The organism is Paenibacillus sinopodophylli, from assembly GCF_005930355.1.
Classification (GTDB): domain Bacteria; phylum Bacillota; class Bacilli; order Paenibacillales; family Paenibacillaceae; genus Pristimantibacillus; species Pristimantibacillus sinopodophylli.
In genome coordinates, this window is record NZ_VDBO01000004.1 from 353,088 (window position 1) to 369,044 (window position 15,957).

At 49.2% G+C, this 15,957-nt stretch carries 11 protein-coding genes; 1 reads left to right on the top strand and 10 read right to left on the bottom strand.

Going from position 1 to position 15,957, the window contains the following annotated elements; genetic code table 11:
• Positions 1–55: 55 nt before the first annotated feature.
• The 8 genes from FGT79_RS18665 to FGT79_RS18700 all read right to left on the bottom strand — a co-directional run bounded on the left by FGT79_RS18665 (position 56) and on the right by FGT79_RS18700 (position 13,116).
• The gene (locus FGT79_RS18665; protein ID WP_138754332.1) at positions 56–1,405 is read right to left on the bottom strand and encodes an ABC transporter substrate-binding protein; all 1,350 of its coding nucleotides are present in this window, start codon (positions 1,403–1,405) and stop codon (positions 56–58) included.
• Positions 1,406–1,648: 243 nt separating this feature from the next.
• The gene (locus FGT79_RS18670; protein ID WP_138754333.1) at positions 1,649–3,238 is read right to left on the bottom strand and encodes a response regulator transcription factor; all 1,590 of its coding nucleotides are present in this window, start codon (positions 3,236–3,238) and stop codon (positions 1,649–1,651) included.
• 15 nt (positions 3,239–3,253) lie between these two features.
• A complete protein-coding gene (locus tag FGT79_RS18675; protein WP_138754334.1) occupies positions 3,254–5,047 on the bottom strand; it encodes a sensor histidine kinase in 1,794 nt (597 codons plus the stop codon).
• A gap of 146 nt (positions 5,048–5,193) precedes the next feature.
• Positions 5,194–9,486 (bottom strand): alpha/beta hydrolase-fold protein, encoded by a 4,293-nt coding sequence (locus FGT79_RS18680; protein ID WP_246096495.1) that lies wholly within the window; start codon positions 9,484–9,486, stop codon positions 5,194–5,196.
• Between the two features lie 281 nt (positions 9,487–9,767).
• On the bottom strand, positions 9,768–10,325 hold the full coding sequence (locus FGT79_RS18685; protein ID WP_138754336.1) for a diguanylate cyclase domain-containing protein: 558 nt from the start codon (positions 10,323–10,325) through the stop codon (positions 9,768–9,770).
• A gap of 261 nt (positions 10,326–10,586) precedes the next feature.
• On the bottom strand, positions 10,587–11,753 hold the full coding sequence (locus FGT79_RS18690) for a class-II aminoacyl-tRNA synthetase family protein (protein ID WP_171056318.1): 1,167 nt from the start codon (positions 11,751–11,753) through the stop codon (positions 10,587–10,589).
• Complete coding sequence (locus FGT79_RS18695; RefSeq protein ID WP_138754338.1) at positions 11,668–12,798, bottom strand: hypothetical protein; 1,131 nt, start codon at positions 12,796–12,798, stop codon at positions 11,668–11,670. Before FGT79_RS18695 ends, FGT79_RS18690 begins: the two co-directional genes overlap by 86 nt.
• 45 nt (positions 12,799–12,843) lie before the next feature.
• Positions 12,844–13,116, bottom strand: coding sequence for an acyl carrier protein (locus FGT79_RS18700; RefSeq protein WP_138754339.1), 273 nt, complete (start codon positions 13,114–13,116; stop codon positions 12,844–12,846).
• A 118-nt stretch (positions 13,117–13,234) separates the two neighbouring features.
• On the opposite strand from FGT79_RS18700, the gene FGT79_RS18705 reads away from it, so the two are divergent.
• Complete coding sequence (locus FGT79_RS18705) at positions 13,235–14,086, top strand: helix-turn-helix transcriptional regulator (RefSeq protein ID WP_138754340.1); 852 nt, start codon at positions 13,235–13,237, stop codon at positions 14,084–14,086.
• A gap of 18 nt (positions 14,087–14,104) precedes the next feature.
• Here the strand turns inward: FGT79_RS18705 and FGT79_RS18710 are convergent, their stop codons facing one another.
• Complete coding sequence (locus FGT79_RS18710; protein WP_138754341.1) at positions 14,105–14,986, bottom strand: sugar phosphate isomerase/epimerase family protein; 882 nt, start codon at positions 14,984–14,986, stop codon at positions 14,105–14,107.
• Positions 14,983–15,936: a hypothetical protein gene (locus FGT79_RS18715; RefSeq protein ID WP_138754342.1), complete on the bottom strand. Its 954-nt coding sequence runs from the start codon at positions 15,934–15,936 to the stop codon at positions 14,983–14,985. The genes FGT79_RS18710 and FGT79_RS18715 overlap by 4 nt, the downstream gene beginning before the upstream one ends.
• Between the last annotated feature and the right edge of the window lie 21 nt (positions 15,937–15,957).

A 15,957-nucleotide genomic window follows, 5' to 3' on the forward strand; every position in this document is an offset into this window, starting at 1 on the left:
ATGGGAGTGAGTTCCGCCTCGTTACCCTTTGTTTTTACATGCTCCGCGCTTGCTGCTATTTCGCAGCAGGTACGGCTTTGCTTACATCACTGATGAATTGCTCCGTGGTGTATGCGCCAGTAAGCAAGCTTTGCGATGCATCTTCAATTGCTGCTTTGAACTTCGCATCAGACAGGCCCCATGCGAATGCAGTTGTGCTTGTAATTTTTGCAATATCATCAGACAGCTGTTGCATCATCGGAGGATATTCCGTTACGATCGCTTTATCTACTTTAGTAGCTACAAGCGGGTTACCGCGTTCTGTGTATTTGTACTCTGCATATTTCAGTGACAGGAATGCAGCTACCTTAGCAGTCAAATCCTTATCCTTCGTGTCCGGGTTTACTGCATAGCCGCCAGGACCCCCCCCGCCGCTGAACGCATATTTGCTTGCTTCATAATTAGCAGCGTCAACGCCTGGGATGTACATCCAGCCCGCTTTGTCGCCAAGCTGTTTCGTGGACTCTGCAATTTCCCATTGACCGTTCAAGAACATGGCTGCTTTACCTTGGTGGAACAGCGCTGCTGCTTGGTCATAGTTCAGGTTTGTTGCGCCTTTTGGAAGCATGCCCGCTTTCACAAGCTCGACAATTTTATCTGCTGCATCTTTGTAGGCAGGATCGCTTATGCTTGCTTGACCTTTATCAAGCTTCTGAATGCCTTGCGGCTCGTTGCGTGTAACGAACATGTCGAACAATGCAACCGTTGGCCATTTCTCTTTGGCGAAGATAGACAGCGGCGTAATACCTGCTGCATTAAACGCTGTAACAGCTGCCATCAACTCATCGTAAGTTGTTGGAACCTTTACATTGTTTTGTTCGAACAGCTCTTTGTTGTAATAGAGAAGTGCAAACTCATTGCCTGCATATGGGAACGCGTACGTGTGGCCGTCATCTGTTACAAGCGTGTTCATTGTACTTGGGTACATTTTGTCTCTGAAGCCGAGAGAGTCAACGTATGAATCAAGCTCTAGAATGTTGCCGGATTTTTTGAATGTTGTAATGATATCCAGGCCCGCCTGGAAAATATCAGGTAGGTTGCCTGTTGCTGCATACGTTTTTAATTTCTGACCATCATCCTGTGCTTGCACTTCAAGCTCAAGCTCAACGTTCGGCATTTCTTTCTTCAGTTCTGCTACTGCATAATCATAAGGAAGTTTTGTATCGTCATCGGCATACTGTGCATAGATGCGAAGCTTAACCGGTACTGCTTCTTCCGTCTTCGTCTCTTCCGCGGCGTTTGTCGCCGTCTCTTTGTTTCCTTCATTAGCCGCTGTGTTGTTAGCTGCTTCATTGTTGCCTGCAGAGCCGCAGGCTGCCAAAAATACCATGCAAAAACTCATCACTGTAATTGCCAGCTTCTTCATTGTTTGACCCCCTAAAGTTTGTTCTAGCCAAAACCGCTTGATTACGCTCTTTACATTTCTGAGTATAAGGAAAACATCGAAGCTTGATAATGAAGAAACTGCGTGCTTTTGGTAAAATCCGCAGATTTTCGGAAGGTGAAACGGATCGTACTGTCCTTTGGTAGCGCGAGGCGTTTCATTCCGTGAAATATAGAGAATGAATAGCCTAAAGAAATGCCCGCCTATAGTTTAAAGAAAGAGCCGCTAATGGCGGCTCTTCTCGAATTCGCTTGGGGAATAGCCATAAAACTTTTTGAAGCTTTTACTGAAATAGCCTGGGTCATTATACCCAACCTTCTCCGCAATGTCCGTTAACCGCACGTTGCTGCGGCTAATCAGCTCCTTCGCCTGCTGCATCCGATATTGCGTCAAATAATCGCTGACCGTAATACCGATCTCTTTCTTGAATACGGCCCGCAAATAGCTTGCATTAATAAACACATGCGCAGCAATCTGATCAAGCTGCAGTCCTGGATCTGCATAATGCTGCTCCATATATGCTTTGGCTGCCTTGGCAATTTGGGAGGATCTTGTATTGCGATGCTGGCTATTGTAAGTCACTGCCTTGCGGAACAGCTCTTTGAGCCAGTCAAATGTCAGTTCCGCCGATTCCAGCTTGCGAATTTCGTTATACGGGAAAAACTGATCACCGAAACAATCCTCGACGGGATGGCCGGATTCCTCGAAGTAAGATAGATTTACCGAAACGAGTCCCATGCAGATGACATATATATAGTCGATTGGCAGACGCCGCTCTCGTATCTTTTGGAAAATATCATCAAGCTTTCGTTCGATAGCTTCCCAGCTGTTTAACCTAAGCAGCACGAGCAGCTCCTCGTTCGCCTCGGTCGGATAGAACGGCTGATTGCCGCTGATTGGCAGCTGCTCGCCATAGGCAATGACTCGGTCATTACCCAGCACAAACTTGTTTTGCAGTGCTTCAAGCGCTTCAAGATAAGATGCGGCAACTCCCTTGAAGCCATCCTTGCTGCGCCCCACACCTACCGTTATCGTGAACTTCAAATATTTTTTGATCAGAAAACAGAGCTTGCGGTAGCCTTCAAGCGCAGGAATTTCCTCCGCCTGCTTTCCTTGATGGCGAGCGAGTGCTACAATTCGGCCTTCCGGCCCGTTGAAGATCAAGTAATTGCCGCTCTCCTCCATCGCCTCATTCAGCACATTCGTCACCGCATATTTCATGAGAAGTCGATCGCTGGCCTTACTCCATTTGCGATCCATATGATCGATTTCAATACATGCCGCGACATAATAGCCGGATTCTGCGTGAACGTCGAATTGCTGAAGCCGTTTGATCGTCTCTTCATCTGTAAGCGAATATTCACGGGTAATCAGTTGACTAAGGAAGCTTTCCTTCATCAGCTCTTTATTCTCCCTTAGAGTAACCTTCTCTTCCTGCGCCTTCTGATGCTGTTGTCTCAGCTTCACCAGCGTAAGCAGCAGCTCGTCCTTCGAGAATGGTTTTAATATATAATCCTCCACACCCAGCTTGAGTGCTTTGCGCGCATATTCAAATTCATTATGCCCTGTAATTAATACAATGCTAACCTCCGGATAATGCTCCCTAAGTTGCTCAGCTAGCTGCAAACCATCCATAAACGGCATCGTAATATCAACGAGCGCGATGTCCGGCTGCTCTGTGGCAACTAGCTCGAGCGCCTCTAAGCCATTCTTCGCTTCTTGGCTTATCGTAAAGCCGAGCGTCTCCCAGTCAAGCACCGCTCGCAAATAATCGCGAAATATAAGCTCATCGTCCACTATCATTACCTTCTGCATCGTTGCTTTACACCCCTATTCCGCTTGATACGGGATCTCCGCGACTACTGTTGTGCCGCAGCCGTTCTCGCTCTCTACTTGTATGCCATACATCTCGCCGAAGTACAGCTTGATTCGCTCATGCACACTACTCAGCCCATAGCCTACCTGCTGCTGCGGGTCGCTCATACTCACTTTAATCGCTTGAAGACGCTCCTCGGCAATACCCGCCCCGTCATCTTTCACCGTTATGACAACCTTCTGCTCCTCACGCCTAGCCGTTATCGTCAGATGGCCGAACGTTGGCTTATTCTTGAGCCCATGATAAATCGCGTTCTCTACGAGTGGTTGAACGGTCAGCTTGGGGATTGTACAATTCAGTACATCAGGCTCAACCTCCAGCTCAAAATCAAATACGTCAGAGTAGCGGATACGCTGAATCGATAAATAATCCATAACACTCCGCATCTCTTCCTCCAGCTTAATCTGATCTTTGCCTTGGCTGAGCGCTACTCGGTAGAAATCGGCCAGCGCTTTCGTCGTACGCTGTACGTCTCTTGCTCGTCCCATCTCTGACAGCGTATAAATAACGTCAAGCGTATTATATAAGAAGTGCGGCTTGATCTGCGCCTGCATCAGTGCCAGCTCATACTCTCGTTTCTTTCGCTGTTCTGCGCTAATGTTCACCAAGAGCTCCTTGACCCGCCCCATCATCGTATTGAACCCAGAGGCCAGTAAACCGATCTCATCGCCGGAGCTAACCTCGATCTGCTGATCGAGGTTGCCTTCCTTTACCTTCTTCATATGTCGAGACAGATGTACAATTGGCTTAGAGATAATATTCGACAGCATACGTGCAACAGCTAGCGCGATAATGAAGCAAATAAAGCCAATAAGCAGAATCAGCTTTGTAATTTTCCGCGTGTCCTCGGTCAACAAATCGTATGGCACCTGCGAAATGAGCTTCCAGCCGAAGCCCTGCATCTCGCTGCTGATCAGCAGCCTGTCGCCGTCACGCGAAGTCTCCACCGTCTCTCCCTGAGCACTGCCGCGAACCCATGCCAGCAGAGACAGCTCTGTTATTGGCTGCAGCACCTCGCTCGCGTTTTGTGAAGAAACGATGAGTCCCTCGCTATCTGCTATATAGTAAGAGCCTTCCTTAATAGAACCGATATCCTCATATACGGCTGACAGCGCACTCTCCCTAATGTTCAGAATGACGTAGCCAAGCGGTACACCCGTATTAATATTTACGATCCGTTTGCCCAGCGTTAGAATCGGCTCCGCTTCGTTATTCACCAGGAACTGCCGTTTCTGCATCGGAAACCAAATATTCGCCCCATTGGATTGATGCAGCTGGCGAAGCAGCTCGCTGCTGGCTGCAAGCTCCTGCTGGCTTTCCATGCTCGTATTGGAGCCGTAGATACGATTATCCGGATCGATGAATGCCGCGGATTCAACATCAGGGAATACGACAAGCGCAAAGCTCAGCTGATTCGTTATCTTGGTATAAAGCTGAAGCTCCGACATCTTCCCTCCAGCCCCGGCTTGATCCTCGACTAACACCTTATTCATATTTAGCGTAAGCATATTGGCAGCACTTATCGCGTTAGCCAGCTTCCCATTAATCTGGGTAATGATCAGAGATGAATTATCCGAAACATTTTTAACCGTTCTCTCTACAATGGCATTCGTATAAATATGGTTGGATGCAAAGCCGAGTATGAATAATGGAATGATGATGAGCGGGACGTAGACGAGCGTAATTTTGTTGCGAATTAATCGATTGCGAAACCATTCGAATCGTTTCAGTCTATTGTATACGTTCAAGCGATGTCCCCCTGAGTCAAGCTGCGCTTATTTTTTTACTCGTTTTACTAAATAATATACGGCGAACGTAAGCGCTTAATCAATGAAAATATTAAAAAAAGACTGCACCTCCGGTTACGATTAACCTGAGGTGCAGTCCATACTCGCTATTTGGTATTTATGCTAGTCGTTAGATTATAGATGATTTGGGCAGCCTCAGCTCTTGTTGCTGTCGCTAGAGGAGCGAGCGTCACATCATCTTTCCCTTGAATAAGCTTCATCTGTACCGCAAAGCGCAGCTCATTTGCTGCCCACTTATGGATTTGTCCGCTGTCCTTGAAGCGACCCAGCAAGTCTACATCATTCACAGCATCTGCTTGATGATTGACTTGATAAGCATTGAAAATCATAACGGCCATTTCTTCTCTCGTAATTGTTGCAAGCGGCGAGAAGCGATCCTTGCTTGAGCCTTTAATAATACCGTTCTGATACGCAGTCACCACTGCAGAATGGTACCAACTGCTCTCGCTTACGTCTGCGAACGGATTAACTGAACCCGCCTGCTCCTTCAGACCAAGCGATCTGACCAATAATGCAGCGAATTCCGCACGGGTTACTTGACGGTTCGGGGCGAACTCATCTCTTGTTGTGCCCGATACGATCTGCTTGCTAGCCAGCACCTCAATAGCTCTCTTAGCCCAGTGAGCAGCGGGAATATCCGTGAAGCTCTTCGTGAATACCATGACGCTGTACATGCTGAAATGTGAAAGCTCAGCTGTAAACGTACCTGTTGCTTGATCGTAAGTGCTCGCAATCAGCTCTGGATTACCTGCAGCATTCCAGTAATAAACACCTGCCAGCTCCGTATCCGTGCCTGCCGTTACTTTAAGCTGCAGCTTAACCGGCTTCGCGAACGCCAGATTCAGCACTTGAGTAGACTTGTCGTTACGTATAACGGACAAAGTGAAATCTGCGAACTCACCTGCGGACTGCAGTTTGCCGCCCAAAGCAGACTCTGCCTTCTGAATAGCTGCTGTTCTTGCAGCATCAACAACCGGTGTTACTTTCCAAATCAGGCTATCGATAGTAGCTATATCTGCTGATTGCGAAATTTGGACAAGTGTTTCGAGCGGAATTTCCAGCGTACTGCCATTCGAAGCTGTTAGCTTGAGCGGCTGCTTATTGTCGATAGCTTGTACCAGCTGTGACTTGGAAGCGGCAATCTGTTCGCCTGTTTTCTCAGGCTGAATGACGGTTCCGCCTCCGCCTGTACTGCCATCTGTGTTGCCATCTGTGCTGCTTCCAACTGTATAATCGGCACTGCTCAACACAATGCTTTGATCCAGCACCGATGCTCTAAGAACCACTTTGTAGCTGCCGTCCGCAAGCTTAGGCAGTGCAAGCCCGCCCTCCAACAACGCTGTAGCATCTGAACTCATATACTCCGTCTTGCTGTATAGACGTTCATTCGTTTTTGAATTGTACACATCAACAACAACCGGAATATTCAGCTTTGGATTCGCTTCCTTCAAGTAAGGCGAAGTCGGAATATGATCCTCATAAGCTGCAAGTGCTTCCGTAACGGCTACCTCGTAAGAAACGGCGGCTCCTTCATTGTCCTTGACTACAGATAGCTTGCCCTGCAACACATCTGTTTGTACGTTTGCGTTCTTGAAGTGTCTGCTATGCTGTGCGAAGGACTTGCCTATCGTAGCCGTATAAAAAACACTGTCATGTGCGCCGTCGCGGATTTCGGAATAATGCTCCACGCCGTTATCCACCAAATATTTGTGCAAGGTGTTAACCGGAACATCAAAGCGATAGACATCCAGATTGCCGGAATCGAAATAGATCGAATACCTTTTTAGAGCATCAATCGGGTAGCTCTTCGCGATCGTAATCGGATTCTGGCCCGTATTCGTAGTGTTCAAAGCTCCCATATGACTGACAACCGTAGAGAAAAGGTCTGGGTATTGCAGTCCGATGACGAACGAACCGAAACCGCCCATAGATACACCCGACGTCCCTCTGTAACGCGCATCGTCGATTGTCCGATAAGCCCCATCAATATACGGTACCAAATCCTTGGTCACCATGTCCTGCCACTTCACACCCGCTTCACCAGTGCCATTAACCCACCAGCTTGATCCGGAGGAATCTGGCATAACGACGATCATATCCTTTATGTCGCCTGCCGCAATGCCTTTATCCAAAATCTGGTCTACCTTGTCAATCTCATACGACTCGCTGTCGCTGTTGAATTGGTGAAGCAGATAGATGGACGGATAGCGCTTATTTGGTTCTGTCAGATAGCTTTTTGGCAAATATACTCTAAATTTCACATCGCGCTGCGCGCTTTCCGAATAGAAATGCTTGATGAAAAATAGCTTCTGATTGCCTGTTTCCTTGAGCAAACCGTTCTCATAGCTGTAATACTGGGCAATCTCACCCTGCTGCAGCGTTACCTTTGTATCGTCAGCCAGCGTCCCGATAATCTCTGCTTGTGCCGAGTACAAATAATGACCGTCTCTCTCAAATACATAAGGAGCGCTAATGACGGTTTCAATAGATTCATAATCAGCCATCCACTTCGCCTTCTGATTCAACAAATCCAGCTTGCCGAATCCATTCTCGAAGTAGCTGTTCGACAGCGTATTGCGATAAGCTTGAAGATCCATCTTAGCAATCGCATTAAATTGCTGCTGAGCCAAAGCGTTAACCTCATTGACTACTGCTTGTCCTGGAACATTCGATGGCAGCTCATTCGCTTTCTGAAGCGCTGCTTTCGAATAGATGCCAACCGGTCCGGCATACCAGCCGCCCCCGCCGCTTTGATTATAAAGTCGAATCGCTATCGTGTTCTTCTCGCCGCGCTTCAGCAGATTGGAAGGAATCGCATACGTCCGCGATGCAGCCCAGAAGGAAGCTGTATACACGCCATCCTTGAAGCCTGTCTCGCCAACGAGCTGGCCATTGATATAGGTTTGATCCGCATCATCCAGCTTGCCTGCAAGCAGCGTCAAATCCTTCTCTGGGAAATCTGCCGGCACATCGAATTCCTTGTAGTACCATGCTGCTCCTACATAGTTATTCAAACCGCTGTAATCGCCAAATCCATCCGTCCACCAATCCAGACCGGGTTGAACGGTCCGCCAAGCGCTTCGGTCCAATTGTGGATTAGTCCCGTCGATTGCTGCAACCGGATAATTGTCTTTAATAAACAGCCAATCCCCTAGCAGATCAATCTGAGTATCCTCCGGAAGCGTGCCAGTAGGCGTTATTTTGATTAGTGGACGCTTACCGAGTGAGAATGTCGTGCCCAGCAGGCGGGCGTCCAGCGAAACGTTGTAATTTCTGTCCGCTCCAAGCGCGGCGACTGGAATGTCAAAGCTGCCCGTAAAGCTGCTTAAACTCGAGCCAGTTACTACGTTGCCCAGCGTCGTTTGTTTTGTATATACTGTATCCCCTTTCGGATTCTCAACCTTGAGCAGAACCTGGAGATGGAAATCGAAATTGTTCGGATTCGTATATACCGAATTCGTAACGGCCGTCCGGTTCAAATTAGCCGTGAAATCCACTTTCACTTGGCTGTCGCCCAATTGGATGGCTTGCGGGCTTGCTTTGAAGCTTCCGCTAAGGAGTCCATTTGAGAAGTTGCTGCTGTGCATCATGAATGAACGGTTCAGATACGTTAAGTAATAGTCGCTGGAATGTCCTCCCGGCCTAGTCTGATAGCCGTGAGCAATGCTCGTTCCGCGGAACTGCGCATGAATATCATTCGTTGAATCGGCCGCGTAGGTGAGCGGATCATCCGTTCCTCCATCGAAGTAATATTGGTAAGCCCGAAGCTGTGCCGCTGTCCTCGCTTTAATCAGCTCCATCGGCTTTAGATCCGATACTTTGTTGCCAAGCGCGCCCATATGGCTCGCAATTGAGCTAAACAGCTCAGGATGCTTCAGGCCGAGCACGAATGCGCCGTAGCCGCCCATAGAAACACCGGATATACCTCTGTATTTAGGAGATGCAATCGTGTGGTAACGATCATCGATAACGGGAATAAGATCGTTGACCAGCATATCCTCCCAATGGTCATCGCCTTGATTGACAAACCAGCTGTCGCCGCTCGTATCCGGCATAACGACGATCATCTTCTGGATCGTCCCTTCCGCAATAAAACGATCCAGCTCTTCGTTCAGCTTATCGTTCTCGAACTGCACACTTGAACTGTCCTCTTGATGGAGCATATAGACGGTTGGATATTTCTGATTATCCTCGTAATAGCCATCAGGCAAATAAACGCGGTAAGTCATCTCTTTGCCAAGTGCTTCTGAATAGTAACGATCCACATAAAACCTCGGCTCAACTCCAGAGCTTGCCGAAGCGGTAACCGGTACGCCTGCCAAAACAATCAGCATTGCAAGCAGCATAAGCTGCACTCTCTTTATCTTCGTACTGAACATGTTATCCAATGTGTTACCTCCCTAGTTTTAAGTTCAATACTGCCCTGACTTTACTTGCCCGCCTCTCTCCTTTCTTCTTGCTAGTCACTATCATTTGCAGCCTCAGAATCAATGAAAGCGGTTCCAATGATTTACGAATAAAATTTATCACACATTTTACTAAAATTCAATGATTATTTTTACTAAAAATAATTTTGATTGCTTTATATATTAAAAAAGCGCAAGACAATGGCGGTTTGCCAGTCTTACGCTCTCCTATTTAACTTTCTCTATGTCTATTATTACAGCGGGTATTGAATCTCATTATAAAAAATAACTCTGTTTTTCCCATTGTTCTCGGAAGCATCTAACGCTTCATCCGCGAGCTTCACCATTGTCAATATATCACCAGCGTGATCTGGCCAGATGGCACCGCCGATGCTGCAGCCGATTTGGACAGAATGGCCTTCGATCTGAAACGACTCGTTGAGCGATTTAATGATCTCCTCGGCCTTGCTTTTAGCAGTGTCAGCGTTCCTGCCCTCTAGCGCAGGCATCAGCATAACAAACTCGTCGCCGCCTTGCCAGCACAGAAATGCATTGACCTCAATATGCAGGCGCAGCCTGCTTGCGACCTCTTGCAGCAGCTGCGCGTTCGCTTCCTCGCCAGTCTCGGTGAACGAATCGATTTTGCTCAAGCGATTAATTTCGCCCTTCCACGACCACATGTAACGATCCAGCTTGTCACTCATCTGATAAGCAAAGCCCGCAAGTGAATCGCCGATCTCTTCTTCCATTTCGGAAGTCGATTGCTTGTTAATAGAGAAGCCCAAATAGGCTGTAGAAATAATAATGAGCACAATAATTGATATAGCAAAATAGGTTCTTAAACTGATGGACTTGTTCTGTCTCCTTCGAGGGATTCGGATCTATTTTTCTCTTTCGAATTGTAGCAGAAATCGACGATTCCACTCTCCTTTTGCCGAAAATTATTACCTTAGGGCTATATGCTGCAAACTTGCATGATGATGAAACAAAGCCACCGCAGAACCGATACACGCACCAAAGCCGGCTGGGAACGAATTCCCAGCCGGCTTTGGTCTTTTTAAATAAACGATCCCCTACACTTGCATGACTGACGCCAAAGCGCGGCCTTGAAACCTATCCTTCACGATAGACGGCCATTCATCCCATGCACCGTATTCCGCCAGCAGCGCGAACGCCCACCTGTCTATGCCAAAGGCGACGCAGCCCGATGACCACGGCAAACCCGCGGGACCATTGACGTTGAACGGCTTGCAGAGCGAATCCCCCATATGGTTAAACGAGGCGATAGAAAATGTGCTGCCGGCTGGCGTTTCCACCAGTAATTCGTATTTCATTGATGCCATCTTCTGATGTTGGATTTTAAGCGCGTCCTCCGAGAAGTAGAACGGATCATTCGCCGTCGTCAAGCTTCCGTGCAAGTCCAGTTCAACAAACAATGACCAAATTTCCTGCATCCACCAGCCTCGTTCTTCCTCTACGAAATCCGAGTCTCCGACGAATACGACTTCCCTCATGCTGAATTCGGTTAACCGGTGGTTGCCCACTCTCCACTCCGCCTCGTGACGGAAGCAATTACCCATTGCAGTAAGGCGCACAGGCCCGTCCAGCACTTGCCCAGACAGTTCGGCATAACAGTGAAAGCATACCGCAGGCGCCAAAGCGTGCTTGCTTTGCCTTGCTAGTGCTGCGGGGTCCACAGCCGTTTTGACCTGCCTGAGCGTGTCGTACTGATGGGAAAACTCACTCACCATGTACAAATTTTGTGGGAACGAGCGTATATAACCGCATTTCTCCAGCGTGTCGAGCCCAATCATAGAGGGGTATCGGCGAAGCGCCGCACCCCTGCGGACCGCCATCACCTCGAACAGTTGATCGAGCAGCCCGATCAGCTTTACCGCATCATCGCGCTTAACGCTTCCGTCCGTGGCGTAAGCTTGCTGCAATGTCGCCTCGCGGCCGTCATCGAAGCCCCTTTCTAGTATGTCAGATCTTACGGGCGTTTGCTTGATCGTCCTGCTCCCAAGTGTACGGATCCCTCGTTCCTCGGCAATCATCGCTTCTACCGTCGCTGCAATCTCACCGTATGACTCCAAACTGACAGGCTCAATAACAACCTCCATCATTTCGGAATTCCACTCGCAGCTGCGGATGCCCTCAATGCTGTATGCCAGCTTGGACATCAATGATTCTGCTTGGTTTGCGCTCAGCATACCCTTGCAGGAGAACCGGATTTTCTCCACTAAAAGCACCTCCCTTTTCATACATGGGACGATGATGCGTCCCTGCTATGACCTTGGTCAACAGTTCCTTCTCTAAACTTGCCCCGTCGGACAACAGAGAGGATAACTTGGCGATGCTCCTCTTGTCTCCGCTAATCGAATATTTGAGCATCAGGCCAACTGCTATCCCATGTCCTTTCTCCACCTCGGCATAAGCCGATTCGAGCGAAGCATCTCGCAGGAAATCGTGCTCCAGCATGAAGCTGAGTCTTCTGCGCATGAGCTTTTTGTGCTCCCACAAAATATGCAGCAAGCGGATATCTATCACGTCCCGCTCCTGTTCAAGCCCCTGCAAATATTCCTGAATACGGTCATACACCTTGATCCCGTACGTATTTTCCAAACATAAGTAAGAGGGTGGTTTCCATCCCGTGACATAACGATTCATCGCATCAACGGCGGACAACGAGTCGAAGACCGTATTTCTTTCATACTGAAAATAAGTTTTCGGCTTAAAGGACACAGACAGCACTCTCCGGTCAAACCAATCGCTGTCTGGGTCGGCTGCCGCATAAGCGGCCTCCATCTCTGCGAAGGAACAAGACGTCTCGACGTATTTCCCTCTCCGCATATTATCGGCAATATGCAGCGTTCCCGCAGCCTTATCGTAGCCATAAATGAACATGTCATGATTATGCACGTGATTGCCGTAAGCGTCGGATTCCCGAATATACGACTGATCGGCTAAAAAGTATACGTATTGCCCCAAATCAATGGCGTCGATCGCGAATTGGACGATGCTTTTATTCCATTTTTGCGCAACGGTATCTCGGTGTGTGAATTGGAATTGAAGCCATGGACAGTCAAACAGAAGCGGATCAAAGAAGCTGTCCTGTTTGTTGGTATAGTCGATCTTTCGTAGCGATCCGAAATAAACGAGTTGAATAAAGTTGTTGTACACCCACGGGAGCGTCTCCTCCCGATTGCCGATCATGCAGAACAAATGGGCAATGTTGGGATACGTCTTGTAATCGTGATCGTGCATGGGCAGCCGTTTCGTTGTCATGACGTCATCCTCCTTCTGTGGATTGTCCTAACGAACTCCTCTTGTCTAGACCGCTGAGGCCATCTTTCTGGCAATGCTTGCAGCAAACTGATCGATGGTGGCGAAATAATCAATGATAAGCTCGTCATCGTCGAACGCGATATCAAAGTGCTGTTCGATATGAACAAGCAGTTGAATCATCCGAAGCGAATCCACGCCCATATCGCGAATCTGAGCATAGATATCCGCATCGAATTCCAATACTGGGTTATCGGTCATTTCCGCTATCTTTTTCTTTAAATATTGAACCGTATCGCTGCTTGCGGCATGAATGGACATGGGGCACACTCCCGTCTATTAATTAATTCCTCCGTCTCGCCCTTTTTAGCTATAATAGTCGTATCTGGAATCCTCAGTTAAGTGCCGGCCTCACAATGATGTTTAAGGGGGATGATTCATGTTAGAATGGCAGATTTCCCGGTTAATCCCGCTAAGTTTCGAACGCTTCCAAACGATCTCCCGGGATGCGTGGACAAGCTCCAGCTTCCAACTGCTGTGGTCGCCGCAGCATAGCTTCGCATGCGATGTCGGTAATTCCATACAGATTCTTGCGCCTGGCCAGCCGCTTCTAATCGCTCCTCTGCAGACCGTCAGGCTCACCTCTGATGTATCGCCTGCTGTCCAAGCAGCCGCTTTCCTATTCCCGTCACTTCTTGATCTAAGCAGCTTCCCACCATCGCTGAAGGGTCATATCACTCCACTCTGCAAGCTAATAATCGAACAGCTCCAAGTCTACCAACTACCTATGGATACGAAGAATAGCGTCGCGCACGTTCATGTCAGCAGCCTGCTATTCTCTTTGCTGATGGAGAGCATTCTTCTGCCAAATAGCCAGTCTGTTCTACCCCAGACGGAGGAAATAAGAGAGTCCCAAACCCACCCGTCCAAAGCCCATAAGCGCAAAAAAAGCAGTCTGCCCATCGTCTATGCCGTCCGGTATATGCGTAAGCATATGGGCAATCCCGATCTATCGCTTCAGGAGATCGCAAGCGCGATCGGATACAATTCCAACTACTTCTGCCAGGAATTCAGTCATATTTTCGGAGTATCTCCCATCCGGCATCTGAACGAACTGCGGGTCACCAAGGCGCTTCATTACTTGGAGAATACAGACACGCCAGTCAAACAAATCTGCGAACACGTCGGCATCCGCAACCCCGGCAATTTCACCAGCATGGTCAAAAATAGGCTTGGCATGACACCTATGGAATACCGGAGACGATACCGGACGAGGTCGATGGACCTATGAGACTAATCGTACGTTTTGTTACCCTCCTAAGCTGCCTGACACGGAATTCAACTTGTGTCTGCGAGGCACTGCCTTGATCCAAGCTATCTCTTCGGACAAATAACGGTAGGGGTCGCTTCCGAACCATTCCAAAGACAGGGAAGCCCTTGGCTCCTGGCCTCGGATCAGCGAGAATACAGCTTCATAATCGACGGCACCTTCCGCCAGCGGAACCATGCCTTCCCGCGTCCCACCTGGGGCATACACGTTGTCCGGCGAGAAGACGGCAAGCTCGCGGCGGCTCCGTACGTTCTTGCAGTGGTAATGCACCGTCCATGGAGAGAGTCTCTGATACGCGCTCGCGATATCGTCGCCCGCTTCCCACAGATGCAGGAAATCCATGTTCACACCGAGCATGGGATGATTGACTTCCCTGATCAAGCGCAGCGTAGAAGCCAGATTGTCTGCCAGCGTGCCGGGATGCGTCTCAATAACAGTGCGAATGCCGTGCTGCCATGCAAGTCCAGTCATCTCTCGCAGCCTGCCGGCCGCTAGATGCCAGTCTTCCTCCCGGGATTGACTACTAGACTTGTGTCCGGCGAATATCCGGATCTTGTCGCTTTCGAACATACGCGCCAGCGCGATCAAATCTTTCCATTGCCGCCAAGCTTGTGCTTCATAAAGCTCCTCCGTCTCAGCAAGCAATGGCACATAACCGCTGATCATGACGACCTTGAGCCCTCTTCGCCGCATGCCGAGCACAGCACGAGCTGCCTGCATCGGCATGCGGCGGGCCATGGCTGCCGCATGCGCGCCCCACAGCTCAATGCCTGCGAATCCGTTAAGCGCCGCGAAATCCAGCAGCTCCGGGAACGAGACCAGCTCATGCCGAAACGAAATGGAGCATAGATGAATGTTCATAAATCAGCCCCGCCTCTCGCCTCCAAATATTCAAGAAGCTCCAGCTCTGCAAGCTGGACTCCCTCCAGCTTACGCAGCAGTCCTTCCCTTGAATCTCCTTCCGGCCGGCGCTTTCCAAGCTTCGCCAGCAGCAGATTAACGTTCATCCAGCTCCGCTTCACAGCTTCCGCTCTTCGGGAGCCCTCTGCCGCTTCCGCTGCCGTGTACGACCCAAGCTCTAGATAACTTTTCCATACAAGACCTCGCATCCGTATCATGGCGGAGAGCGTGATCATGTTCTGCTCTGCCCACGTTCTTCGCCTTTCTTCTTCCCACCCGTCACTGGCTGTGACGTCCGCGCAGAAGAGCTCGAAAGCTTTTCCTGCGTCACGCCGATAACCTTTCAGAATCGCAGCCGACTCCTTGCGCAGTGATTCTCTTCGAGAAGGACGACTATAATCAGCGTCCCACGTCAGCTTGCAATACACCAGCTGATTCCTTCGCACACTGGCTTCCGAAAGCTCCGCCGCTGTCATCTCTCCCGCGTAACCAGCTACCGGATCCACGATCTTATAACGGTTCTCCCCTTCTTCATCGCCTCGTCCATGGAGCAGAATGCTATGGTAGAAGCCGGACGACTCGAAGCCCAGCATCGTTCTCGGGAAAAATCGCAGCTTGGAGGCTCTGCATAATACGATTGCCATTCCGCCTTCATCGAGCAGCGAGCTGACTTCTTCGGCGCTCCCCGAGGTAAGGTAGAAACGGATACCATACTCGAAGTGCAAATCAATCCATTTCATGTTCCGAACGGACATTAGCATTCGGTCATAATATCCGATGTGCCAATAGCCCAGCAGAAAATAACGCGGATCGCTGCCTGAAAGGGATAGCGCGGCTACGATGCATGATGCCGTGCATTCCAGCGCAGCTAGTCCAGTCGGGCTTTCGGAACGATAAACGACAGTATCCATGTCCGTCTGACTCCTCCCCAA

Excerpts from the sequence above, each read along its gene's own strand:
- FGT79_RS18715 (WP_138754342.1), bottom strand. The coding sequence starts at position 15,936 with ATGGATACTGTCGTTTATCGTTCCGAAAGCCCGACTGGACTAGCTGCG.
- FGT79_RS18680 (WP_246096495.1), bottom strand. The coding sequence starts at position 9,486 with ATGTTCAGTACGAAGATAAAGAGAGTGCAGCTTATGCTGCTTGCAATG.
- FGT79_RS18710 (WP_138754341.1), bottom strand. The coding sequence starts at position 14,986 with ATGAACATTCATCTATGCTCCATTTCGTTTCGGCATGAGCTGGTCTCG.
- FGT79_RS18700 (WP_138754339.1), bottom strand. The coding sequence starts at position 13,116 with ATGTCCATTCATGCCGCAAGCAGCGATACGGTTCAATATTTAAAGAAA.
- FGT79_RS18665 (WP_138754332.1), bottom strand. The coding sequence starts at position 1,405 with ATGAAGAAGCTGGCAATTACAGTGATGAGTTTTTGCATGGTATTTTTG.
- FGT79_RS18670 (WP_138754333.1), bottom strand. The coding sequence starts at position 3,238 with ATGCAGAAGGTAATGATAGTGGACGATGAGCTTATATTTCGCGATTAT.
- FGT79_RS18705 (WP_138754340.1), top strand. The coding sequence starts at position 13,235 with ATGTTAGAATGGCAGATTTCCCGGTTAATCCCGCTAAGTTTCGAACGC.
- FGT79_RS18695 (WP_138754338.1), bottom strand. The coding sequence starts at position 12,798 with ATGACAACGAAACGGCTGCCCATGCACGATCACGATTACAAGACGTAT.